General features: G+C 54.6%; 19 protein-coding genes. 6 read left to right on the top strand and 13 right to left on the bottom strand.

What is annotated here, in order from left to right; genetic code table 11:
- Positions 1-38 precede the first annotated feature (38 nt).
- From DW082_RS10375 to DW082_RS10335, 9 genes are all read right to left on the bottom strand, one after another.
- Entirely contained in the window at positions 39-1394 is a 1356-nt protein-coding gene (locus DW082_RS10375; RefSeq protein WP_081032472.1) for a phosphodiester glycosidase family protein, read from the bottom strand.
- 351 nt (positions 1395-1745) lie between these two features.
- Positions 1746-2564 carry a translation elongation factor Ts gene (gene tsf / locus DW082_RS10370; protein WP_118458488.1) on the bottom strand — a complete coding sequence of 273 codons (819 nt, stop codon included), beginning with the start codon at positions 2562-2564 and terminating at the stop codon, positions 1746-1748.
- A 26-nt stretch (positions 2565-2590) separates the two neighbouring features.
- The gene (gene rpsB / locus DW082_RS10365) at positions 2591-3451 is read right to left on the bottom strand and encodes a 30S ribosomal protein S2 (protein ID WP_118458486.1); all 861 of its coding nucleotides are present in this window, start codon (positions 3449-3451) and stop codon (positions 2591-2593) included.
- A 168-nt stretch (positions 3452-3619) separates the two neighbouring features.
- Positions 3620-4006, bottom strand: coding sequence for a 30S ribosomal protein S9 (gene rpsI / locus DW082_RS10360; RefSeq protein ID WP_055203430.1), 387 nt, complete (start codon positions 4004-4006; stop codon positions 3620-3622).
- 5 nt (positions 4007-4011) lie between these two features.
- Positions 4012-4467, bottom strand: coding sequence for a 50S ribosomal protein L13 (rplM, locus tag DW082_RS10355; RefSeq protein ID WP_055201734.1), 456 nt, complete (start codon positions 4465-4467; stop codon positions 4012-4014).
- 335 nt (positions 4468-4802) lie between these two features.
- On the bottom strand, positions 4803-6116 hold the full coding sequence (locus DW082_RS10350) for a hypothetical protein (protein ID WP_118458484.1): 1314 nt from the start codon (positions 6114-6116) through the stop codon (positions 4803-4805).
- Between the two features lie 11 nt (positions 6117-6127).
- The gene (locus tag DW082_RS10345; RefSeq protein ID WP_118458482.1) at positions 6128-6997 is read right to left on the bottom strand and encodes a BACON domain-containing protein; all 870 of its coding nucleotides are present in this window, start codon (positions 6995-6997) and stop codon (positions 6128-6130) included.
- Between the two features lie 171 nt (positions 6998-7168).
- Entirely contained in the window at positions 7169-7675 is a 507-nt protein-coding gene (locus DW082_RS10340; RefSeq protein WP_118458480.1) for a flavin reductase family protein, read from the bottom strand.
- Between the two features lie 13 nt (positions 7676-7688).
- The gene (locus DW082_RS10335) at positions 7689-8165 is read right to left on the bottom strand and encodes a pyridoxamine 5'-phosphate oxidase family protein (protein ID WP_118458513.1); all 477 of its coding nucleotides are present in this window, start codon (positions 8163-8165) and stop codon (positions 7689-7691) included.
- Between the two features lie 260 nt (positions 8166-8425).
- Between DW082_RS10335 and DW082_RS10330 the strand changes: the two genes are divergently transcribed.
- From DW082_RS10330 to DW082_RS10305, 6 genes are all read left to right on the top strand, one after another.
- Complete coding sequence (locus DW082_RS10330; RefSeq protein WP_118458478.1) at positions 8426-10468, top strand: hypothetical protein; 2043 nt, start codon at positions 8426-8428, stop codon at positions 10466-10468.
- Positions 10469-10871: 403 nt separating this feature from the next.
- A complete protein-coding gene (locus DW082_RS10325; protein WP_004294809.1) occupies positions 10872-11729 on the top strand; it encodes a helix-turn-helix transcriptional regulator in 858 nt (285 codons plus the stop codon).
- Between the two features lie 105 nt (positions 11730-11834).
- Positions 11835-12695 carry an RteC domain-containing protein gene (locus tag DW082_RS10320; RefSeq protein ID WP_004295489.1) on the top strand — a complete coding sequence of 287 codons (861 nt, stop codon included), beginning with the start codon at positions 11835-11837 and terminating at the stop codon, positions 12693-12695.
- Positions 12696-13092: 397 nt separating this feature from the next.
- Positions 13093-13404 (top strand): helix-turn-helix domain-containing protein, encoded by a 312-nt coding sequence (locus DW082_RS10315; protein WP_117508529.1) that lies wholly within the window; start codon positions 13093-13095, stop codon positions 13402-13404.
- 3 nt (positions 13405-13407) lie between these two features.
- Positions 13408-13734, top strand: a complete 327-nt coding sequence (locus tag DW082_RS10310) for a helix-turn-helix domain-containing protein (RefSeq protein ID WP_004295487.1) — start codon at positions 13408-13410, stop codon at positions 13732-13734.
- A 135-nt stretch (positions 13735-13869) separates the two neighbouring features.
- Positions 13870-14883, top strand: a complete 1014-nt coding sequence (locus DW082_RS10305) for a YhcG family protein (protein WP_004319206.1) — start codon at positions 13870-13872, stop codon at positions 14881-14883.
- Between the two features lie 63 nt (positions 14884-14946).
- Here DW082_RS10305 and DW082_RS10300 read toward each other — a convergent pair whose 3' ends face one another.
- From DW082_RS10300 to DW082_RS10285, 4 genes are all read right to left on the bottom strand, one after another.
- On the bottom strand, positions 14947-21069 hold the full coding sequence (locus tag DW082_RS10300) for a helicase-related protein (protein ID WP_118458476.1): 6123 nt from the start codon (positions 21067-21069) through the stop codon (positions 14947-14949).
- The gene (locus DW082_RS10295; protein ID WP_004295482.1) at positions 21056-21505 is read right to left on the bottom strand and encodes a DUF1896 family protein; all 450 of its coding nucleotides are present in this window, start codon (positions 21503-21505) and stop codon (positions 21056-21058) included. Before DW082_RS10295 ends, DW082_RS10300 begins: the two co-directional genes overlap by 14 nt.
- 143 nt (positions 21506-21648) lie before the next feature.
- Positions 21649-23748, bottom strand: coding sequence for a type IA DNA topoisomerase (locus DW082_RS10290; RefSeq protein ID WP_118458474.1), 2100 nt, complete (start codon positions 23746-23748; stop codon positions 21649-21651).
- Positions 23749-23763: 15 nt separating this feature from the next.
- Entirely contained in the window at positions 23764-23979 is a 216-nt protein-coding gene (locus tag DW082_RS10285; RefSeq protein ID WP_004319199.1) for a hypothetical protein, read from the bottom strand.
- Between the last annotated feature and the right edge of the window lies 1 nt (position 23980).

Genomic DNA, 23980 nt, shown 5'->3' with positions numbered 1-23980 from the left:
ACACTGCATCCTCTTTCCGACGAATCTCTATAGCTCGATTATTTCAGGACTCCTACGCATCCGACCGGTTTGTAGTAATCCTTATCGGTAAGTCCGGTAGACGCATCTGTCTTCGACGAATAGATCGTCCGTTGCCCTCCGACGAGCATACACGAACCCGATCCGCCCTGCAGACCGACAGCGTAATAACATGCCCAGTCGGCCATGATATCGCGTTGCTGCTCCACCGTAATACCGGGCGAAGTGTATTTCTGGCAAACGAAGAATACATAATATCCGCGGGAAGTAACCCCGATGGCGGCACGCGCATCCTTGGTTTCGGCATCCAGATTATCCTGTTTGGTACCTTTTTCGATCAACGTCTGAACTGCATACATAGCATAGTGTGCCGTGCTATCGTTCTGTTTAACCTTATCCCACTCGACTTTAAATTTATCGCCGATCAGAACCGTTCCCGTCTTGGTTACGCCGAAACCCGTAGTACTCGTTTGCCGACCCTGATTGACCACCTGGCCGTCGACTACGATCATATCGTCGGTCGCACTGCCGTTGATAATCACCGCCGCGGTAGGATCCTGCTGGTAAAATTCGGGAAGGGTCGTCAAGAATTTGTAACCGTTACTCAGCACGGAGAATTTGGCCCGCTTATCCGCAACAAGCACATAAGCTTCGTTTTCATACAGCATATTGGTTTTGTACAGCGCCATATGCGAAGGCATGGTATAGCCCGACACTTTTTCCCAACCGTCGGGAACGATCGAAACGTCCGCACTCTGCACCGCTTTCAGTTTATAAGTAACTTCACCGCCGCTTTTATTCGATTCTGCTTTGATCGTCTGATCTTTCGACATATCCAAAACGCACGGATTCGTCAGGCCGATCAACTTTCCGCCTTCCGGACTCAACGTGAACGAACAGTCGACCTTCGTCGGATCGATCACATAGTTGAATTCGACCGTAATTTCACGCGTACTCTGGTCGAATACGACACGTCCTTCGATCGTTCCGTCATCGGCGGTAGCGACCATCCCCATGATCGGGTAATCGACTGCGCCGTATACGTCGTAATACACCAGATCGTCGCCCGTCTGTACGACGATCGTCGAACCGTACTTCGCATTCGACAGATCCAGCGTAGCCGGATTCTTCATCAGAGGCGTATACAGATAAGCTCCATCGACGAACTTAAATGTGATCTCGACGGCCGAGAGCGGATTGTATTCGTAGAACAGAACATCAATCCTTTTGTTTGCCTGATCGATTGTCACTTTTGCATCCTGCACGGAAGCGTCGACGATCGGGTTGGGATTCCCCGGATTGTCGTCCTTACACGAGCAAAAAAGCACTGCCGACAATAAAAGAGGTAAAACGCTAAGTTGTAGGCACTTTTTCATAAAACAAGGTTTTTAATTTAGTATAACGCATTAATTTGGCTTCAAATCAAAACCAAAGTTAAACTTTTTTTTTTAATCCGGCAATAACTTGTATTATTATTTTACCCGCCGAAATAAAAATAGCGAGACTTTCCCCTGGTTCATTCATTCAACCAAATTCCCTATTCTTTCCGATAAAATCGGACTATAAAACCGCCTTTTTCACGAAACCGATCGCAAAATACGGGGTCTTCTTTCGGACAAAAATAATTCATTATTCGAAACGGACAACAAAAATATGCATTTTTGTCATCAAAAATACGGCCGGACACCGATCGGTGTCCGGCCGTACATGAAATCCCGCCGAAACGATTAATCGTTCAGCGAAAAACGTTTGTAAGCGACGACCGTAGCCTGCGGATCGTCCTGTTTGATATAGGCGCCCACCGACAACTTGTTGTTCTTCACCAGCGGCTGGCTCAACAACGTATTTTCGGTCAGGAACTTATTCACCTTTCCTTCGGCGATCTTATCCAACATGGCCTCGGGCTTTCCGTCCAGACGGGCCTGTTCGCGGCCGATCGAACGTTCGTGCTCGATCACCGCCGGATCGCAATCCTCCCGGCTGATCGAAATCGGAGCCATAGCCGCAGCCTGCATGGCAACGTCCTTGGCGACTTCCATCCCGATCTCCTTGTTGAACCCGATCAACGTACCCAGCTTGTGGTTCGTATGAATGTAGGTTACGCACATCGGAGCTTCGATCTTCGCGTAGAAAACCAGTTCCACCTTCTCGCCGGTCTGGCCCGATTTCTCGGTCACTTTGTCGGCAACGGTGCGTCCGTCGGCAGCCACGGCGTTCAGCGCCTCCAGATCGGCGGCATCGGCGGCAATGGCTATATCCAGTATTTCATTGGCGGTCGCCGAAAACTCGGAGTTCTTCGCCACGAAGTCGGTCTCACAGGCAAGGCAAAGCATATACCCTTTCTGACCCACGATTTTGGAAACGACCACCCCCTCGGTAGCCGAACGGTCGGCGCGCTTGGCGGCAACCAACTTTCCACGCTCGCGGATAATATCCTGCGCTTTGTCGTAATCGCCATCGGCTTCGATCAATGCCTTTTTGCAGTCCATCATACCTGCACCGGTCATTTTACGAAGTTTGGCGACATCAGCAGCTTTTATTTCCATGATCTTCTGTTTTTATTAAAATGTCATTACTCGGCGGCGGCCTCTTCGGCAGGAGCTTCCGCAGCTCCGCTTTCGGCAGCGACTTCTTCGGCTGGAACTTCCGCTTTCGCAGCTTCGGCTCTGGCTACTTTCCGGATACGCGGCTTAGCCTCTTTTTCCTCTTTTTTCGGAGCCTCGGCAGCCTCTTTTTCCTTTTCCAGCTTGCGTTCGGTCAGCCCCTCTGCAATGGCGCCGACAACGGCATCCAGCACTACGGCAATGGATTTGGTCGCGTCGTCGTTGGCGGGAATCACATAATCGATATCTGTCGGATCACAACAAGTATCAACCATTGCAAATACGGGGATGTTCAAACGTTTCGCCTCTTTCACGGCATTGGCTTCCTTCTGGATGTCGACCACGAAAATAGCCGCCGGAAGACGGGTCAGATCGGCGATCGAACCGAGGTTCTTTTCGAGTTTGGCGCGCTGACGGCTGATCTGCAACTTTTCGCGTTTGGAGAAGTTGTTGTAGGTGCCGTCGGCAGTGAATTTATCGATGGTAGCCATCTTCTTGACGGCTTTACGTATAGTGGGGAAGTTTGTAAGCATACCGCCCGGCCAACGCTCGGTGACGTAAGGCATGTTGACGGTCGATACTTTTTCTGCGACAACCTCCTTAGCCTGCTTTTTCGTAGCGACGAAAAGCACGCGGCGACCGCTTTTGACGATCTGCTTCAGGGCTGCGGCAGCCTCATCGACCTTTACCACCGTTTTGTGCAGGTCGATGATGTGAATCCCGTTTTTTTCCATGAAAATATAAGGAGCCATTTTGGGATTCCATTTTCTTTTCAGGTGACCGAAGTGAGCTCCGGCTTCCAACAATTGATTAAAATCAGTTCTTGACATTGTTTTCTGATCGTTAATAAATCTCTGATTAAAATTCTCTTTACATCAACCGCGGCGGTAGTGTCCTGGACAATCCCCGCGGTTTTCCGCAGACGGGCAATAACAGAGTAGTACGAAAATCGCAGTCTCCGGTATTTGTTCCCGTTCTGTGCCCGGTGAACGCAGTGATTAACGTTTACTGAACTGGAACTTGCGACGTGCTCCGGGTTGTCCGGGTTTCTTACGTTCAACCTCGCGCGGGTCGCGCGTCATGAAACCGTTCTTCTTGAGGATCGGCCGCATCTCCGCATCGATTTCGCAGAGTGCACGGGCGATCCCGAGACGGGCGGCTTCGGCCTGACCCTTGATTCCGCCGCCATCCAGATTGATCGTGATGTCGAAATTTTCGGTATTGTCGGTAACCAGCAACGGCTGTTTTACGACATACTGGAAAATTTCCAACGGAAAATAGGTAGCCAGCGGCTTCGAATTGATCGTAATGTTGCCTTTTCCGGGTTTCACGTAAACGCGAGCTACAGCAGCTTTTCTACGTCCAACGCTGTTTACAACTTCCATACTCATTACTTAATCTCGTTTAAATTGATTGTTCTCGGAGCTTGAGCGGCGTGCGGATGCTCGCCGCCTGCATACACCTTCAGGTTGCGCATCTGCGCAGCCCCCAGACGCGTGCGGGGCAACATGCCTTTCACGGCTTTCTCGATAATGAATTCGGGATTTTTTTTGAGATATTCGGCAGGCGTGGTCAACCGAATGCCTCCCGGATAGCCCGAATGACGGACATACTCCTTGTCCGTGAGCTTCTTCCCGGTCAGTCTCACCTTCTCGGCGTTGATGATGATGACATTGTCACCGCAGTCAACGTGAGGAGTGAAACTCGGCTTGTCTTTTCCGCGCAGGATTTTGGCTACCTGGGCGGCAAGACGTCCCAATACCGCGTTCGTTGCGTCGATCAAAACCCATTCCTTGGTGACGGTCGCAGCGTTGGCGGAGATTGTCTTGTAGCTTAGTGACTCCACTGTTTTTAAGGTTTAAAAAATTAATACTTGTTTAATTATGTGATCCGTGCCCGCTTTTACGGGCTTGCAAAGATAGTGATTTTTCCGAAAACAAAAAAATATTCGCATTTCTTCCGGGCGATTGCCCGATTTCCGCCGCTGAGGATTCGTCCCGTTCGTTTTTATGCACGGATTTTCCCCGTCCGGCGCAGGCTTGAACAGGGGCGCACCCTACGGAATCGCACCAAAAGCGTACCCGTTTTTTCGAAATTTCCCCGGCAGGCGATCCGAATAAAAGGGAAGAGGAGATTATCCCGATGGACAACCTCCTCTTCGTTAGGAATTACGAACGTATGCTATTTCTCGGGGAACGCATACAATCCTTTCGTACCTTCTCCGCGTTTATAGGAGATGTAAGATTTCGCCTTCACCGTACCGGTAGCCGCATCGACGGCATAACGCACGCCGGAAGCGCCGGCCCACAGGTAGTACGAATCTACCGGCAGCGGATCGGCTACGGTAAACCGAACGCCGTCGGTCGACGTGAGCGTCCCGATTTCGCGGTCGGCGGTCACGTAAGTCGCAACATATTCGCTGCTGCCCGCATGGTATTTCACGTCGATTTCGGCAGGAGCGTCTTCGGTGAACGCATAGCCTACGCTCTGCTGTCCGGAAGCCGGCCAGTTGTCGCCGCCGGCGTATTTAACCGACACCACATTGTCGCCGTCCATATAATAAGCGTACACGGCTCCGTCTTTCCCGACCAGCGAAACGGGGGTCGAGCTCGTCCATACGGCAGTTTTTCCGTCGGCCGACCAGCCCGAACCGTTCCACGATTCCCAATCGCCGCCGGCTATTTTGCACCGGGTTACGCAAATACCCTTATCACCGGCCTTATCGAAAGTCACGTAATAATATCCGTCGAACGTCGTGAAATTGAAATTGGAAGCGACCGTATAATCGCCGAGCCATTTCTTGCTGAGAGCCGCGAAAGATTCGTCGGCCTGATCTTTCCACGTTTTGCCCAGGTCGGTGGAAGTTTTGCAGGCCACCTGTCCCGAACCGTTCACCTTCGTGTCGTAAACGCAATAGAATTCGGGGAAATTAGCAGTCATTTCCTCTTTTCCGCACCAAGCTCCTTTGACAAACTTGTCATTCGCCTTACCCCACGACCAGTATTGCGGGTTATTGATATCGGTATCGGTAGCTTCCAGCGAAAGCATATATTCGCCCGGAGCTACGGTCTTGCCGCTCGGCAGCATATCGTAGTGCTTACCTTCGGTGTACGGAATCGTATTGGTAATGATCGGATCGCCGGCCAGCGTCGTGTTGTAATCGGTATCCCAACGGTACAGTTTGAAGACCATTTTGCTAGTACTTCCCCAACCTTCCCCACGGATAGACTGCTTCATATTGCTAGCAGGCAGATCCAGCACGAAATGCACGTATAAGGTTCCCTTTCTGAACTCTCCGCCAGTAACGCCTGAGTTGGCAGCCCACAATTCAGCCTGCGAAGCGCTCAACTTATAAGGATAAGTATAAAGCCCTATCAGGTTGCCGCTCTTTTCGAATACCGAAGGATTGGAATACGTCGCTGCATCCCCTTTATAAATAAAGGCTCCGTTTTCAACGCCCAGTTCGGTCTGTTGGATCGTAATGGTTCGCACCATCGTGTCGGCCGTCAGCGTGAATACGGCGGTACGTGCTTGGTAAGCGCTTCCTCAACCGAGAAGACCAACTCATATTCGCCTTTTTCTCCTTCCGGACCGGTCCCGGTCAACTTACACCAAGCAGTCGCTTCCTCCTGCGTCAATTTCCACGCAGCGCTCGATACCAGCGAAACGGTCACCTCCTGTTTCTTCCCGTCGATTTCGGAAAGCGCCGGATCTACGACAAGGGTCGGGCCGGGATTCTGCGAAATATCGATCTGCTCGTAAGCCCCCAGCGCCGTGTTGGTCAGCGTAATGCTCGTTTCGCGCGGGAGAAGCCCCGTCCGGTAAGTTTCGATCTTGAAATAGAGCGTGTCTTTCACCGGCTCGGCCTTCGATTCCACCTGCGAAATCCACTCCTGCGCTTCCGGCGAGATATTCACCTTGTACTCGACGTTGCTGACCAACGGCACTTCGATGATCTGCTCTTCATAAGACAGATCCTTGAACTCGTGAACCTCGGCCGCCAGTTCGTTCTTCGACGGCATCGTAACCTTGTAAACCTTCGAAGCGGAACCGGAATGCACCACGACGTCGACCGTACGATCCTCGAAAGTCTCGTTCTGGGCAGCCGTAATGGTAATTTCATTGTCTCCTGCGCCGCCGCTCATCGGAGATACGGTGCACCAATCTTTTTGAATCGCCCCTTCCGGATAGTCGATGGAAATGGACCATCCTTTGGTCGCCGTAAATTTCACTGCTGTGGACCCGCCTGCAATCGGGAAGGACACTTCAGGCGCGCCCCACGTTCCGATCGCCGCAGATTCCCATTCAGGATCGTCACATTGCCAGAAAGCCGTAGCCCCCAAGACGAATAAAGCCGCATACAAAAGTTTTTTCATAATAATCAAGTAGTTTTTTAATCGTTAAAGTTGACTTTTGGTTAAACAATTCGTTTCTGTCTGTAAATTTATCTTTTTTTATTTAATAAACCAAACAAATAAGCGTAAAAACAACACTTTTTCCGGGAACGGGGATTCGTGCGAAGCCGGCGAAAACAGCGGACGGACGGCTTACTTGATCCAACAGTCCACGATCTCGGCCACGTACAACCGATGGTCTCCGCCCTGGGACCCTCCGTACCACTTCCGGTAAATACTCTTATCGATAAACCGCTCCTCGGCGGTTATCCCGGTGTACAGTTTCCGGCACTCCAGCGTCAGGCGGGACTGCTCGAAGGTGACGTTTCCCAACGGCGTAACGAACGGGACGAGCCCCGCTTCCTTCACTTTATCGGTATCGCGCCCGGAACGGGAACCGCAAACTTTATACGCTTCCCGGTACTCCTCGCACAAGAACGACAGCGTAAAACAGTCGCAGCGTTCGATAAATTCGAACGTATACCGTTCCGGACGAACGAATACGAACACCACGGGCTTATTCCACAGATACCCCACCCCGCCCCACGAGGCGGTCATGGTGTTGAAACGGGACGCATCGCCAGCCGTGACGAGCATCCATTCTCTGCCGATCAGCGAAATAAAATTTTCGGTAATCCAGGCGGGATCGATTTTTTCCATAGACGATCAGATTTTATTTATGCAGTTCTTTATGTTTTCCGGACAGGTGCTCGATATCCAGCCTCAGAATCTCGGTCCGGTGAAACGATCCGGCGATATATTTAGCCGCGATATCCTTAAAATCGGCGCTGTATTTATCCACCAGCAGATCGAGGGCCGACAGCCGTTCCGATTCGGGCAGCGAGCAGGCGACCGTTCCGAACGCCATCACGCTCCGGTACTCGGTAGTGAACCCTTCCGGAATGATCCGGGTATGCCCGACGACGCAGAAACACGCCCGATTGTTCGCCCGGACGCACTCCAGTTTGTACCCTTCGGGCGCGCAATGAAAATAGACGCTTTTTCCCGACAGCGCATAGCTGATCGGGATTCCGTAACCGTAACCGTTCGTTCCGCACAGCGACAGAAAACCGTATTCGCCTCGGACCAGCAATTCCCAGGCCCGCCCGTCGTCCCAAACACGGTCTTTTCTTCTGATTTCTCTAAACAATCCTCCCATAAATCCGACATTTAATGAAACATCCGGCTTCCTTGTTTGTGCAAGTTTAAACATACTTGTTCTAAATCCGATATCTTTGGGGGAATTTTTTTGAAGAATCCCCAAAAAATCCGTCCCGGAAATCGCAAAAAACGCCGATCTGCATCTTCCGTTTTTCGCACTCGCAATAAATCATTATCTTTAAAGCGCGGAAACGCCGGCAGGTCGAATCTGCCTATTTTGATATTATTAACCGATAACTTAACCGCAAGATGAAAAAAAACATCTACAAATTGCTGTCGCTTCCGGCATTGTTGCTGGCCCCGGGGCTGCTCGCGGCGGGTAATCCCGCGCAGCAAAGCGCCGCCGACACCGCCGGATACCGGGACATCTATCCCGACACCTGGGTAGCCACCGACGCCGTGGGACGCACGATGCCTTCTTACGAAGAGGTCGGAGCCGTGAAAAACGACCAGCGCCGCATCGTCGGCATCTTCTACATCACCTGGCATACCCAGGGACTGGCTGGACTGAAAAGCCCTTACACGGCCGACGTGACCAAAATCCTCGAAAAAGATCCGAACGCGCGCCTGCAGGCCGACAATCCGTTGTGGACGGAAGGTTCGTACCACTACGCCGAACCGGAAATGGGTTACTTCCTCAGCCAGGACGAATGGGTGATCCGCAAGGACATCTCGATGCTGGCAGACGCCGGCGTGGACGTGATGATCATGGACGTCACCAACGCGGTGCGCTACTGGGACGAATGGGACGTGATCTTCAAAACGATGGAAAAGATGAAGGCCGAAGGCAACAAAGTGCCCAAATTCTGTTTCTGGGCGTTCAACGGCCCGGTCATCACCGTCGTGCAGGATCTCTACGAACGCATCTACGAGAAAAACCAATACCCCGACCTGTGGTTCTACTGGGACGGCAAACCGCTGCTGCTCTATAACGGCACCCCGAAATACGACGCCAACGGACAGGATACGCCGCACCCGAATCTGCACTACGACGAAGACGCCGTGACCAACAAAAACAATCCGCATTACGGAGACCCGTACTATACCGCTAAATATTATACGGATTATTCCGACGACGTGAAAAACTTCTTCACGCTGCGCACGATGTGGTGGGGCTACTACGAATGGGCCAACGAGCGTTTCATCGGAACCGAGGACAACTGGAGCTTCGGATACAACATGGCCGATCCCCGGATCAAAGATATGAAACCCGAGGAACTGCTCTCGACCCATAAGGGCAAACGCGAACAGGCCGCCGTCACGCCGGCCCAGCATCCGGTCACGATGATCGAAGGCGAACGCATGGGAGTCGGCAAATCGTGGTCGAAAAAGTACGGCGAGCCGGAGCTGGACGAACACGACATGCCCAAATCGGCCTATGTGCCCTGGCTCGGGAAAACCGTAAAAGACCCGGTGAACTACGGAATCTATTTCCAGGAACGCTGGGAGGACGCCCTGCAGGCCAACCCCGAATTCCTGTATATCAACGACTGGAACGAATGGACCGCCGGGAAATACCATCCGGGCAAAGGCAAGACCACCGTCTGGCTGAACCGCGACAGCCCGTTCTTCTTCGTCGACCAGTACAACATGGAATTCAACCGGGGCATCCAGCCGATGAAAGGCGGATACACGGATAACTATTACATGCAAATGGCGCAGAACATCCGCCGCTACAAAGGAATCCGTCCGATCCCGGAACTGGCCGGCTACGTAAAAACTAAGATCGACGGCCGGTTCGACGACTGGGCGGGGGCTACCACCGAATACCGCGATACCAAGGGCGACGTTTTCCACCGCGACGCCAAAGGTTACGCGGGAATCCATTACGTCAACAATTCGGGACGCAACGACATCATCACCGCCAAAGTGGCCGTCGACAAGAAGCAGGTGGCGTTCTACGCCGAAACGGCCGACGCGCTGACCCCGTGCACCGACAACAATTGGATGTTGCTGCTGATCGACGCGGACAACGATCCGTCAACGGGATGGTACGGATACGATTACCTGATCAACAAGCGGATCAAAAACGATCAGACCACCACGCTGATGCGTTACGACAGCGCCAAAGGCGACTGGACGGAAGTGGCCGATCTGCCGATGCGCTACGCAGGCAACCAACTGGAAGTTTCCGTTCCGCGCGAATTGCTCGGACTCGGCGGCGACCGTTTCGTGTTCGATTTCAAGTGGAGCGACAACCCGGCCGACCTGAACGATCCGATCTCGCTGTGCCTGAACGGGGACACGGCTCCGAACCGCCGGTTCAACTACCGCTGCATCTGGAGCAGATAGACGGAAAAAAGCTCCCGCCTCAAAAAAGCGGGGGCTTTTCTTTCAAGTATCATTATATTTGTTATATTTGATGTAGTCTGAAGGTATTTAATTGACTACAAATAGATTAAAAGAAACTCGCATGAGAATAGGCAACGGATAAGAAATTGGTAAAGTGCTTTGATACACTATATTTCTCATGCTGTCAAACAACTCTTATTTGTTTGCAAATATAATATTATTGCAGGTAAAAATCAAAAATAACGAGGTTTATTTTCATTTTTGCCTGCTGATATTTGTTCCGGATTGTCGGATACGATATATTTGTAATTAGGATTCGTACCGTGTTCCAAGCGGTTCATAAGTAACGACTTGCGGAGTTTTGGCAACAAGGGGATGCGGCTCCGTTTTATAGAAATGACTTATGCAAACCGACTTATCCATTTACAACAGTCTTCGCCCTTCCTTTATAGAAGGCGTTCACGCCGTGAAGTTCAATGCTTTGTCGGCGGTCATATCGCGTTACCGGGATTATGCCCGCAGTTCCGAACAAATAAAAGCGTACTCGGGAGATTCTCTGCTGATGCGGGACATCGCCTCCTTGCTTGACGAAGCACCCCGTCCCATAACGAGGGAATACCAGGATTTCACCCCGTTCCTGCTTCTTCTGATGCTTTCGGAGGAATTTCATGTCGTCCATTACGTCGAGCGTCTTGTAACGTGGTATTTCGGCTACTGTTGTGTCGATGAACTGCGGACGGTTTGCACCATTCTGTCCGAGTGTTCCTACCCGCATCACGACACGCTGCGGCTGCGGTTCAAGAATTACCTGCGTGAAGCCCGTAAGACATTGGGTATGCCCGTTGAATGTAACGCTGCTGTCATGCTGAAAATGCTCGACGCCTCTTATGAACATCTCACTCCCGCCGATGTCGGGGAGTTCGAGGAGCTGTTGCACCTGGGGGACGATTACGAGTTCATCTCCCGTGTCAAATCGAATTATCTTGCCTCGGATAACGTCACGGAACTCGCCGGGGTTTGCGGGTATTCCAGCACGATTACCTTCCGCCGGCGTTTCCAGCGGGTTTTCGGCTGCTCGGCCTCCTCGTGGTTACGTCAGCGCCGTATCGAACGTATCGGGGAGTTGTTGCGGACGACACACTACACGTTGCAGGAAATAGCCTACATGTGCGGTTTCTCCGCCCAATCCCACTTTACGGACTTTTGCAAGCGGAATATGGGGAGCAATCCCACTTCCATCCGCCAGGAAGGTCGGATCTGACATTAAAATCGGCTCCGTGATAAAAAAACGAAGAGAAAGATAAAAATCGTAATCCGCCGGTTTTTCGATTCGCTAACTTTATACGCGAAAGTAACAAGACGGATTATGATTGCATTTATAGAAAAATTAAACAGCGAAGTCCTGCGGAGTATCGAACGTATCGAATCGCGGGATACCGACGTGTTGAAAAAGTCGCTTGAAGCGTCACGTGTCCTGGGAGAAGCGTTCGACCGTTTGAAACAATATATCATCGGCTACCGTTTTCAAAACGATGACGAGGAAATAAAGTTCTTCAAAGAAATCAAACCTCGTCTTTTTTGCCGTCTGATCTATTACCGCAAGCTCTACAATATCGAGATGAACCGTCCGGTAGGAAGTATCGAGGCACAACGGGAGTACCTGGACGCCCATGTTCGGGCCATCAACGCGTACACGCAGAAACGCCTCGACTTTATCCGCTATTTCCGCAGCGGCGCTACACACCTGGACAGCCTCTATTTCCTGCGCGGGCAGACCGACACGGAGCAATACCTGGAAACCTTCTACTATGAACTCGACCCGCAGTTTTCGACAAACGCGGATTTCAAGGTGGCGAAAATCCTGGCCAACGATATGTTGTCGGTTTATCTTATGGGCGAATTGGAATCACTGGAGAGCACGAACCTCCGGAACATGGTTCTGCCATTGCCTGACGTGCGTCCGACATGGCAGGACTCGAAGACGGATCTGACGGAACTTATTTACCTGCTCGACAGTAAAGGCTGTTTCGGCAATGTGCCACTCACGCAACTTGCCAGCTACATTTCCAACGCTTTCAACGTACACCTCGACATGAACCTTTCGAGGACATTCTGCGATATGAAAATCCGAAACAACCCGACACCGTGGCTTGACAAGGCGAAAGAGGCCCTGCTTAAACGTATGCAGACGTGGAAGCGAAACAAGAAAAACGGCAATTCCGAGTAGAACATGAACCGGTAAAGCACTCTATTTCTTATAGAAGCACTGATAATCAGCGTTGTATATAACAAAAGAACCGAGGTCGGTTTTCCCCCGTAACTCTCGAAAGGAACTTTCCCGAACGCCCGTATTTGCACCCGTATAAGGAGCCGATACGGGTGTTCCGTTGTAGCCCCGTCCGGATTAGAACACCGTTAAGCGTTGAATCACAGTATGCTATCGCATTTCTGCCAATAAAAATACCGAGTACGGGCCGCGGATTTCGGTAAAAAACACTGCCTTCTTCACCGCATGAACCGTTGAGAATCAGTTCACTGCAAATTATCAAAAAAAAGTCGTACCGACATCGTTTTAAGCTGTCCATATAAGCCGACCTTTGTAACAGACTAAAAAACAAAGGAGTATGAAAATCATAGTGATCAGTTCGCGAGCCTATAACGAGCTTGTCGGGCGTATAGAGAAAATAGAGGCTGCAATCGCCTCTCTCCCTGAAAAGGGGCGTGCATGGAATAAGGAGTATATAAACGACGAATGGATGGACGGCGAGCAGGTCTGCCGTTACCTGGGCATCAGCGGGCGTACCCTTCAACGCCTCCGCTCGGATCACGTGATCACCTATTCGGCCATCAACCGGAAGCTGTATTATTCCCTCACGGAAATCCGCCGTGTGCTGAAGGAGCGTTCCGTGCGGCGCAAAAACCGACCAAAGGAGTAGGCCATGTTTCTGGATAAGGAATATTTCGACGGATGGATGCAGCGGCTCTCGGAACGGCTGGAACGTATTGAGAAGCTGTGCGCGGGGGACGTGGAGCAACCGCTTTCCATCCTGCCTGACGGGGAGCGTCTTCTGGACAATTACGACCTGTGCCGTATGCTCAATATCAGCAAGCGCACACTCCAGCGTTACCGCACCTCGGGAGAGCTGCCTTACGAGATGATCTATCACAAGACCTTCTACCGGGAATCGGACGTCCTGCGGTTCATCGAGCGTAACTTCAGTAATTTCCGCAAGCTGAAAAAGGATCGTCCTGCCGGTTCCGGTTAGGCCCTGTCCCGAGAGTCCGGCGTCATGGAAAAACGCGGAGATACATGGAATAAGGCACGACAAGGCGGTACAACCGTTCGATATTTGCCGTAAAATCAGTATGTTTGCACTTGGAAGCCTATATAATAATGAACAATGAAAGAAACAGATAAAATATATCCTGCCGACAAAGGGGAGGAAGAGCTACTGCATAACGTGCGCCATATCTTGCAGGAAGCGCGCGCGAAGGTGATACATCATGTCAATTCGACCCTCGTGAGGGCTTACTGGCAGGTAGGGAAATACATAGTGGAGTACGAGCAGCAGGGAACCGGCCGTGCCGGATATGGCAAGGCTGTCATCAACACCCTTTCCAGGCGGCTCGTGGCGGAGTTCGGAAACGGGTTCACGGCCACCAACCTGCGGTACATGAGGCAGTTTTACCAGTGCTACCCGAAATATCACACGCTGTGTGATAAATTGAGCTGGTCGCATTGCCGCACGCTTCTCAAGGTGTCGGGCGATGCCGCCCGTGATTTTTACCTGCACGAGTGCGTCAAGGAAAACTGGAGTGTCCGGCAGCTCGACCGCCAAATCAACACGCTTTTCTATGACCGCTTGCTGGCCAGCCGAGACAAGAAAGCCGTGAAAGAGGAGATTTCCCGTACCGAACCCGGGCGTGTCGAACCCAAAGAGATCATCCGCGACCCGTATATCCTGGAGTTTCTCGGTATCCCCCAGGGAGAGCATTTTCTGGAAACCGATCTGGAGCAACTGCTCATCAGCCGCTTGCAGCGCTTGATGCTCGAACTCGGGAAAGGCTTCGCCTTCGTCGCGCGACAGAAGCGTATCTCCTTCGACGACAAGCATTTCTACATCGACCTGGTCTTTTACAATTACCTGGCCCGCTGTTTCGTTTTAATAGACCTTAAATCCGGGGAGCTGACCCATCAGGATTTGGGGCAGATGCAGATGTATGTCAATTACTACACCCGTGAGTTGATGAATCCCGGGGATAACCCTCCGGTGGGTATCGTCCTCTGCGCGGAGAAAAACGACGCGGTCGTCCGTTATACGCTGCCCGAAGATGAAAAGCAGGTCTTCGCCGCCCAGTACATGACCTATCTTCCCACGCAGGAGGAGCTGCAAACACTCTTGCAGGAAGTGTGACAACAACGCTCATGGGCATATGAAAAAAGCCGACGGAAATCTGTACTTCCGTCGGCTTTTCGCTTACATCTTAATCCCTTTCTTTGCGGGGCCGTTCTCCGGCGGGCTGCCCACGCCCGCGATCACGATGCGCCCCCCGGAGGCGTCGGCAATCTGCCGCAGCCGGGAAGGAATACGGGCCGCCGTGTTGTCTTCCTTCGGGAGCTCTTCCGCCGTGTCATGCCGTTCCCGGCACACGTCGTTATCCTCCTCCGCCTCCTTTCCCTCGCTCTCTTCTATCGGTTTGAGGCTTTGCTGTATCCTGCGGTCTATTTCCGTCAGGTCAGTTTTCAGGGCCGTCAGTTCGGGCTCCTTGCGCCAGGAACTTTCCACCACTTCCCGCAGGACGGGAATATCTTTCTCCAGTTCCTCGTTCTTTTTCCGGAATTTTTCCAGTGTCGGCTCGATGGTCGCGAGCGCGTGGATGAAGTTCATCGCCGCCAGTCGCGGGTCGGAGGCGATATTCCCGTAGTTATACTGGTATAGATAATCCCCTTCACCCCGGACATAAAAACGGTTCTGCACCAGGTCGAGCCCGTCTTTCCCGGTCGTTTCGCTCTGGACGAGCAGTTCGAACCCGTAGAGGCTCCCGATGGGTTCGAGCCTGTCGAGCGTGCGTGCCGTTTCGGCGATACGGTTGAGCTGTTTCCCGATGAGCTTGGGGTCGGAGGTTTCCAGCCCGTTCAGTTTCACGGGATTGCGGTACGAGCCGTCCTCGTTGAACTCGACGCGGGCCTTGAAGTGTTCCAGATCCTTGCCGATACGCCGTATCAGGTCGTTGTTCTTCTCTATCTTCTCCGTGATCTGCTCCAGCTTGTAGCGGCTCGATGATTTGCCGCGCACGAATGCCTGGCGTTCGCTTTCGAGCGTGGCGATCTTCTTCTCCAGGCGGGCCTTGTCCAGCAGGTCTGTATTTCCCGAGAGGACGGCTACATACTCGGAAAAATTCATGCCGCTTTTCTCGTCGATGGCCCCCTCGTCGATGGTACGGCTTCCCATGTTGTTGGTCTTGAGCTGGCGGATGAACAGTTGCTTGTTGTGCAACAGCCCGAACTTGTAGGCGTCGAGCGACTTCTCGACGGCGTATAATATCACGTCCACCTTGTTGTCGGCATGGAGTTTGGCGATCTCGTTCCCGGTGCGTATTCCCCGCCCGTCGCGCTGCTCCAGGTCGCTGGGACGCCAGGGGCAGTCCAGGTGGTGTATCGCCACGCAGCGTTTCTGCGCGTTCACTCCCGTCCCGAGCATCTCGGTCGATCCGAAGAGTACGCGGATTTTTCCGGCGTTCATACCGGCGATCATCTCCTTGCGCGCTTTTTCCGAGGTCGCCTCCTGGATGAACCGCACCTCGCTTTGGGGTATGCCGTAATCCTCCGCGAGTTTACGCCGTATCTCGGAATAGACGTTCCACCCCGCTCCGGGTTTGTAGGTTCCCAGGTCGGAGAATACGAACTGCGTACCTTTGTACGCCTCGAAACGGCGGTAGTAACCGGCAATCATACGGGCGCAGTGGCTCGCCTTGTTGTCCACGTGGTCGCTGTATAGTTCGGGGTCTATCATACGCATATCGAGCGACATCTTGCGGGCGTAGTCTGTGGCAATGAGCATTTTCGCCTTTTCCTCCCGCTCCGAGAGCGGCAGGCGGCCCAGGAGCGTGGCATCGCCCGATTTGGCGAATTGCACCAGCCGTTCTATGAACTCCGTCTGCTGGGGTGTCGGCGGGATATTGTGCAATATCTCGTTCTTTTGCGGTCGGTCGATCCCTATATCCTCCGCCGAGCGGTAATCTGTAATCTCGGAGTAGAACATGGCCAGTTCGGGAACCTTGATGAAATATCGGAACCGTTCTTTCTGCACGACCTCGTTGGTCACGGAAAACTCGTAGTCGATGGTTTTCTTGGCAAATATGGCCGCCCAGGCATCGAAGGTGCGGATATTCTGACGCTCCAGTTCCTTCGGGCGCAGGTACTTGAAAAGCAGGTACAGTTCCGTGAGCGAGTTGGAGATGGTCGTTCCCGAGAGGAACGTCGCCCCCAGGTCGCGGCCCGTGCGCTGCTGTATGGTACGCAGCGCGAAAAGCATGTTGAGCGCCCGCTGCGACCCCTCGGGATTTCCGAGGCCCGCCACCCGGTCATGCCGGGTCGTGAAAGTCAGGTTCTTGAATTTGTGGCTCTCGTCCACGTAGAGGTGGTCGATACCCATGAGGCGGAAGTCCACGGCGTCGTCCTTGCGTGTTTCCAGCGCGTGCGCCACCTTCTGCAACTTGGCTTCCAGGTTGGCCTTGCGTTTCTGACACCCTTTCATCATGGCGCGGGAAACGTCCCTGCCTTGTGCTTTGAGCACTTCGAGGTTCTCCTCCACACAGTCCAGCTCGGCCTGCAATATCTCCTGCTGTATCTCCGGGGACTGGGGTATCATGCCGAACTGTTCGTGCGAGAGGATCACGGCGTCCCAGTCGTTGTTGCGTATCTCCCGGAAGATGCGCTCACGCTTCCGGGGCGTGAAATCCTCCTTGCCCGGGTAGAGGACTTTGGCCATCGGGTAAGCGGTGCAGAACGTCCGGGCTATTTCATGGATGTTGGCTTTCAGCCCGATAATCATGGGTTTATTGGCCAGCCCGAGGCGTTTCTTCTCGTAGGCCCCGCAGCACATGATGAGGGTCTTTCCGCCGCCCACCTCGTGGTCGATTATCCCGCCGCCGAGCAGTTTGTCCATCCATATCGCGTCCTTCTGGCTGTCATACAGTTTGTCGATTCCCAGCCCCTTGAGGTCGAGGTCGGGGAATTCCTGGTGCGTCCCGTCGTACTTCGGGCGCACGTAACAGTTGAAAGTACGGTTATAGAGGTCTGTCAGGCGGTCTTTGAAGTCGGACGACTGCTCGCGCAGCCATTCGGGGAAAGCACCCCGGATCTCATCTATCTTGCTGTTGGCGAGCTGTATGGCCTCCCCGTCACGCACTTTGACCTCCCGCCGTTCTCCGTCCACCCATTTGAGGACGGTCTTGGTGATGTCGGGCGAAGTGTTTTGCAGGGCGTGTTTCAAAAGGTGCAGGCCGTTGTACTTACGGGTCTGCGCGCTGACGGCATACTGCTCCGTGATCTTCACGTTCGTCGCTTCCGCCTTCACGCCGTACTCGTCCAGGTTGGAGGCGAAGGTGATCTTCACCTCCGTATCGAAGAGCGAGGAGGCGAAACGCTCGTAAATACCTTTTGGAATCCACCGTTCGCCCAGGTTGAAGTCCAGGTCGTCGAAAGCGATGGGTTTGGGTGTCGCCTCGCGCAGAGCCTCCAGCGATTCCCGGGCCGGGGCGTGGTCGGGATTCTCCCGCAGGAACGCCTCGATCCGTTCGGCTTTCCCGATGACATTGCCGGCGATGAACTTGTCGGCAACCTCGTAGCCGTCCGTTTCCGGGTTGTAATAGATACGTCCTTTCAGTTCCCCGAGTATTCCCTCCACGGTAGTTCCCGTGAGCGAGGCCATGTAGTGCGGTTCCACCCGGCCGTACTTGTTCAGGCTGGCCACAAGGGCCTCCGAAGCGTCGTCGGCGTGCGTGATCTCATCGGGATTGAAGGCCACGGGACGCTCGAAGATGTCGGCTTTGCGTGCCTTGCCGTCGATGTAACGCTCCAGCGACAGAATCTCCGTCCCCCGCGCGTCCATCTTGATCAGGTCGAGGTTGCGTTTGTCATTGAGCCGTCCGAAGCGTTCGGTGAAATTGTCGTAAAGCCGGTTGAGCATCTCCCGCAGGGCGGGGTTCGCCGTCAGCGTTTCCGCCTCGTTGTTATAAAGGTGGTAATAGGCATCGCGTATCTCGATATACATGGAGGCTTTCGTCCGTTGTGCAGGCGTGAGTTCCAGCGGGTGGAACATGGGTTGCAGGGATTCAGTCTCCCGCAGGTAGCCGACCCGGTTTTGTCCGTCCGTGACGAGTGTTCCCTCGCGGAAATAGGGGGCGACCTCCCCCTCGAACGGTCGGGGTTTCATATCCGCCTCCCGTATCTGCGGCATTTCTTTACCGGGTTCTTCCTCCTCTGGATTGTCCGGCGTGTCGAACAGGCCGCCCGTTCTCGGCGTACCGGCGGCTTGTTTCCGTTTGCCTTTCGGGGCTTCCGTCGGGGGGTGTACCGCCTGCCGTTCCCGCTGTTCCGGGGTTTCCTGCAGCCGGGCGCTTTGTCGGCGCAATTCCGCCCTCCGTTCCGGGGTAAGCGACATCATCATCTCGTAAAAGCCGTTGATCGGCGGGTTGTCCTCCCAGTTCAGGGAGGCATACAAGTCTTCGGGATCACGCTCCGGTGGCGTCGTTTTCGGCATTTCGCTCTTCTGTTCCTCCGGAGAGGAGGCCGGGGCGAATAATGAGGGTTGTCGGGGCGTCTTCCGCTTTGCTCCCCGGCGGCTGTTCCTTTTCTTGGATATACCGAGTTCTGCCTGCCGCCGCTCCTCGGCGCTGAAGCCGAACAGATCGTAGAGCGTCAGCAACGGTTCCTGCTGCACATTTACCGGTTCGGCAGCTTGGGTGGCAGGTACGGGAGCCGCCGTTTCCACCGTGTCGAAAAGCGACCCGGCGAAGCCCTCCCGCGGTTTCGGTTCCGTTATTCCGCCCACGTGCTGCACGGGAGTATCTGCCATGCCGAAATCTTCGGGTTTCGGCGGGTGCTGCTCCCACAAGCGATTCTCCCGCTCTTTCGACCAGGCCCCGAAGTCGGCCAGATCCTCTCCGGTCGGTTCTCCGGCGGGTGTGGCAGCAGAATCCGGTGACACTTGTCCGGGTTTGTTTTCGATTCGGGTAATCTCCCCGGTTTCGGTATCGACATGGTAGCCCTGCGCCGCCATTTCGGCGACGACGCGGCGTTTTTCCTCCTCTTCCCGCTGCTGCTGAAGGTTACGGGCATCGGCGATAATCTCCTTGACGATTTCTCCGGCAAGGCGGGGCTCGTGTCTTTCGGCACGCTGGCGTTCCGCCTGACGGGGACGGGACAATTCCCGCTCCGGTGTACCGGGTGTCTGTTCCGGAGCATGTTCCAGGCAATAACTCTCGTTGAAATGCCGGTTGAAATCCTCCGAGAGCATACGCCGCATCTCCCGGTCGATGCCGTCCACGCCCTCCGCGTGGGTGAACTCCATCGCCGGTTTGCCGTAGGGGTCTTTGCCTACTTTGGCCTCGGTATGGATCACCCTGTCGAACGACTGGAAAAGGTTGTTTATCCGGATGCCGTTCGACAGCTTGCGGGATTCGATGAAATCCCGCTGCCGTTCGGACAGTTCCCCCGTGGCGGCTTTCTTTTGCAGGATAACCAGGTCGCTGCCGACCTCCGTCCCCGCGTGTTCTGTAAAGAGGTTGTTCGGCAGCCGGATGGCCGATACGGGCTCGCAGCGGTTCATCAGCCACTCGCGCACGGGGCGTCCCTGCTCGGCGTTCAATACTCCCTGCGAGGTGATGAATGCCACCAGGCCGCCCTCGCGTACCATATCGACGGACTTCATGAAAAAATAGTTGTGCAGCGCCCGTGTGCCTTGCCGCCGCACGGGGTCGGTATGGGTGGAGAAGAACGGGTCGAAGAGCGCCACGTCCCCGAAAGGGATGTTGCTCACGGCCACGTCGTAGTAACCGGCGTATTTGGGTTCGATGCGCTCGAATCCCTGTACCCGCACCCGTTTTTCGGGGTGCAGGTGCTTCAGGATCAACCCCGTGGCGGGGTCTTTCTCGAAGCAGGTGATCTCCGCATAGGGGGCGTGGAAATCCACGGCACTGACGAAAACCCCCGTTCCCGCACTGGGGTCAAGAATACGTTTGGGGACGATCCGCGTGTCCCATATCGCCTCCACGATGGCGTCTGCCACTTTCGGGGGCGTGTAAAAAGCCGTCAGGACGGAGTTCTTGATCCCGTCCATGTAGCGCTTGTATTCCCGTTCGTCGGGGGTGTTCGCCCTGATGACCTCGTGCAACTCGGCCACGAGCGTTGCCATGCCGTCCTTGTCCGGTTTCCCGGTGGGGTTTTCCAGCACTTCCTTGATGGCGCCGAAGCCGCTGTATGCGCCGAGTGTCCTTTCTTCTTCGGGAGTCGGCGCCCGCCGTTCCCTGTCGAGCGTGAAGGCCGTCTTCAGCGCGTCGATATTCTGGCGGAGGTGGGTTTTCTTATTGAATGCCATCTTCGAGAAGTATTTGGACGGTTCCCGTCAGTTCGGTATAGAACAGTTCGTAGTCGGGCGTGTCGGCGAAGTCGTCCGTGAGGTCGTACTTCTCCAGCACCCCGCGGCAGAGGGGCAGCAGGCGTAGAGCCGCCTGCCGGGCGGTATCCTCGGGAATCTCCGCCTCGAATTCCCTCCAGAGGATGTTTACCAGCGTGTTGTAGGGTGAAAAGTGCAGTCCGCGGCAGAGTTCCTCGCGGGCAATTTCTTCGGCCTCGATGTGGTTGCAGCCCGAACGGATCGCCTCGCTGTACGCTTGGGCGGCGCTGTCGGCCCGCTCGGCGATGAACTCACTTTCGGCGATGAGTTCCGGGTGGCTGTCCTTGAGGTAGGATAGTAACGAAAGTCCGTAATAGGACAATTCCCCCGTGGGGGTATGGTGTTGCTTGTCTGGCATGATAAGAATTTTTAGTGGTCGTTGATAATCGGGGAAGAGAAAGGCGCCCCGGGTTCCCACCCGAAGCGCCGACCACTGAAAAAATCCTTATCAAACAAGCGTATCTCGTTATGACAGGTCTTTTCCAGTGGCAAAGGTAACGATTATTTCCGTTTGTTCCTCTTTCCCTGCCTGGGAGTATCGCGCGGCTCGAAAACGAACGAGGTCTTGAACTGGTCATCGAGCGTGAGGGCCGCGTCGAACGTCCCGCCGCCGTTTTTGACGAATCCCCGGATCGTGCCGGTTTTGCCTTTGGTCAGCAGTTCCGCGAGCTGCTTGTCGGTCAGCTCCTTGCGGGCCACGGTTCTCCATACGGTCAGGCCGCAATCGGGATTCTGGCACTTGGCGAGTTTGGGATAGAACACCACGGGCCTGCCGCAACGCGGGCAGGCTGTGTCACTCTCCGCGCCGTCGATTCTTGCTTCCAGCAGTTCTTTGGCGATTTGCGAGGCGAAGACCTCGATACCGCGATGGAACGTCGGGGCGTCCATCTCCCCGGTGGCGATCTTCGAGAGGGCCAGTTCCCAGCCGCCCGTCATGGCGACATCGGCGATCTTCTTGTCCCTGACCACGGCATACACGGCCAGTCCCTTGTCCGTGGGTACAAGCGACTTTTTCTCTCGCCTGACATACTCGCGGGCAAAGAGCGTTTCGATGATGGCGGCACGGGTGGCGGGCGTGCCGATGCCGGCATCCTTCATCGCCTCGCGTTCGGCCTCGTCGGACAGTTCGCGTCCGGCGGTTTCCATCGCCGCCAGCAGGCTCGATTCCGTGTGAAGGGGGCGCGGCCGGGTCTGTTTCTGTTCCGTGCCGCATCCTTTGACGGGCAGCTCGTCGCCTTGCACGATGTCGGGAAGGAGGGTCATGTCCTCCTCTTTCTCCTCGACAGGTTCATTCAGGACGGCCCGCCAGCCCGTCTTGACCATGATACTGCCGCGGGCCGTGAAATCATGCCCCGCGCTTTGCAGGGTAAGGGAAGTGTTTTCTTTCACGCAGGCCCCGGAAAAGGTTTCGAGCATCCGCCCCGCGACCATCTCATAGATGATGCGGTGGTCGGCATCCAGTTCGGAAGGGAGGTTCTCGGTGGGAAGCAGCGCGTGGTGGTCGGCGATCTTTTCGTTGTCCACGCTTCGGCGGGAGAGAGATGCGGTATCCATCCTGCCCGCGTATTCCGCGAAACGGGGATAGCGTGTCATGTTCCCGATGAGTGCCGGAATCTCCTCGGCCACATCTTCCGATATATAGCGTGAGCCGGTACGGGGATAAGTGATGAACTTCTTCTCGTAAAGCGACTGGGCGATGTCGAGCGTTTTTTCTGCCGAAAAACCATACCGGCTGTTGGCCTCTTTCTGGAGTGTCGTCAGGTCGTACAAGAGAGGCGGCTGTTCCCTGGCCTCCTTGCGCTCCACGTTCACGACGCGTACCGTTCGGGCGCCGATAACCTCGGCGCGGGCTGCTTCCGCCTTCTCCCTGCCGTCGAATTTCTCCGTGGAGAGGACGGTGAACTCCGTGCCCTCCTTTGCCGTGGAGAGCTTCAGCCGGAAATAGGTGGCGGGCTTGAACGCCTTGTTCTCCAGGTAACGGGAGCAGATGATCGCCAGCGTGGGGGTCTGCACCCGTCCGAGCGACCAGACGCCCCGCCCGGCAGCCACGGCAAGCGCTTGCGAGGCGTTGATACCGACGATCCAGTCGGCTTCGCTGCGGGCTTTGGCCGAGAGGTAAAGGTTGTCGTATTCGTTGCCAGGGCGGAGGTGTTGTAACCCCTCGCGGATGGCCCGGTCGGTCAGGCTGCTGATCCATAACCGCACGAAAGGGGTGCGGCATTCCAGGTAAGAGTAGATGTAGCGGAAGATCAGCTCCCCTTCACGCCCCGCGTCGGTCGCGACGATGATGCGCTCGGCCATGCCGAACAATTCCCGGAGAATACCGAGCTGCTTCACGACACCCGGGTCGGCCTTATACTCTTTACCCTCCCGAACCTGCCGGGGCAGGAGGATGAACGATGATGGCAGGATAGGCAGGTTTTCCCGGCGGAAACCCGCGATGCCGTACTGTTGGGGCATTGCCAGCCCGACCAGGTGGCCGAAGGCCCAGGTTACGGCGTAGCCGTTTCCCTCGATAAAACCGTCTTTACGGTTCGTGGCTCCCACGATGGCGGCGATCTCACGCGCCACCGAGGGCTTTTCTGCGATAATTACTTGCATGATGATTCGGATTTTTCAGTGGTTGTTTTCTTGTAGTTCTTCTTCTTTCTCTTTTTCCGGACGGGCGATCAGCCGGCGGTCGTAATAGACATGGTTGCCGTTCCCGTCGTAATACTGCCGTCCGTCGTCCGCCTCCTCCGGGGGGCTGCGTTTACCCGGCCGGAGGTACAAGGCGGCCAGCGCCGCGATCAGGAGCGGCATGGCTCCGGCCTGCATGTAGAACCATTTCATA

Origin of the sequence: Alistipes sp. AF48-12 (assembly GCF_003477565.1) — a bacterium.
Taxonomy (GTDB): Bacteria; Bacteroidota; Bacteroidia; order Bacteroidales; family Rikenellaceae; genus Alistipes_A; species Alistipes_A hominis.
Note: the sequence above shows the minus strand (reverse complement) of the source record. Positions and strands in the feature narration are given on the sequence as shown.

What these genes read in the sequence shown, in the direction of transcription:
- DW082_RS10330 (WP_118458478.1), top strand. Translation starts at nt 8,426, where the DNA reads ATGAAAAAAAACATCTACAAATTGCTGTCGCTTCCGGCATTGTTGCTG.
- DW082_RS10320 (WP_004295489.1), top strand. Translation starts at nt 11,835, where the DNA reads ATGATTGCATTTATAGAAAAATTAAACAGCGAAGTCCTGCGGAGTATC.
- DW082_RS10285 (WP_004319199.1), bottom strand. Translation starts at nt 23,979, where the DNA reads ATGAAATGGTTCTACATGCAGGCCGGAGCCATGCCGCTCCTGATCGCG.
- DW082_RS10305 (WP_004319206.1), top strand. Translation starts at nt 13,870, where the DNA reads ATGAAAGAAACAGATAAAATATATCCTGCCGACAAAGGGGAGGAAGAG.
- DW082_RS10325 (WP_004294809.1), top strand. Translation starts at nt 10,872, where the DNA reads ATGCAAACCGACTTATCCATTTACAACAGTCTTCGCCCTTCCTTTATA.
- rpsB (WP_118458486.1), bottom strand. Translation starts at nt 3,451, where the DNA reads ATGTCAAGAACTGATTTTAATCAATTGTTGGAAGCCGGAGCTCACTTC.
- DW082_RS10300 (WP_118458476.1), bottom strand. Translation starts at nt 21,069, where the DNA reads ATGGCATTCAATAAGAAAACCCACCTCCGCCAGAATATCGACGCGCTG.
- DW082_RS10315 (WP_117508529.1), top strand. Translation starts at nt 13,093, where the DNA reads ATGAAAATCATAGTGATCAGTTCGCGAGCCTATAACGAGCTTGTCGGG.
- DW082_RS10295 (WP_004295482.1), bottom strand. Translation starts at nt 21,505, where the DNA reads ATGCCAGACAAGCAACACCATACCCCCACGGGGGAATTGTCCTATTAC.
- DW082_RS10350 (WP_118458484.1), bottom strand. Translation starts at nt 6,116, where the DNA reads ATGGTGCGAACCATTACGATCCAACAGACCGAACTGGGCGTTGAAAAC.
- DW082_RS10310 (WP_004295487.1), top strand. Translation starts at nt 13,408, where the DNA reads ATGTTTCTGGATAAGGAATATTTCGACGGATGGATGCAGCGGCTCTCG.
- DW082_RS10290 (WP_118458474.1), bottom strand. Translation starts at nt 23,748, where the DNA reads ATGCAAGTAATTATCGCAGAAAAGCCCTCGGTGGCGCGTGAGATCGCC.
- DW082_RS10375 (WP_081032472.1), bottom strand. Translation starts at nt 1,394, where the DNA reads ATGAAAAAGTGCCTACAACTTAGCGTTTTACCTCTTTTATTGTCGGCA.
- DW082_RS10345 (WP_118458482.1), bottom strand. Translation starts at nt 6,997, where the DNA reads ATGAAAAAACTTTTGTATGCGGCTTTATTCGTCTTGGGGGCTACGGCT.
- rpsI (WP_055203430.1), bottom strand. Translation starts at nt 4,006, where the DNA reads ATGGAAGTTGTAAACAGCGTTGGACGTAGAAAAGCTGCTGTAGCTCGC.
- DW082_RS10340 (WP_118458480.1), bottom strand. Translation starts at nt 7,675, where the DNA reads ATGGAAAAAATCGATCCCGCCTGGATTACCGAAAATTTTATTTCGCTG.
- tsf (WP_118458488.1), bottom strand. Translation starts at nt 2,564, where the DNA reads ATGGAAATAAAAGCTGCTGATGTCGCCAAACTTCGTAAAATGACCGGT.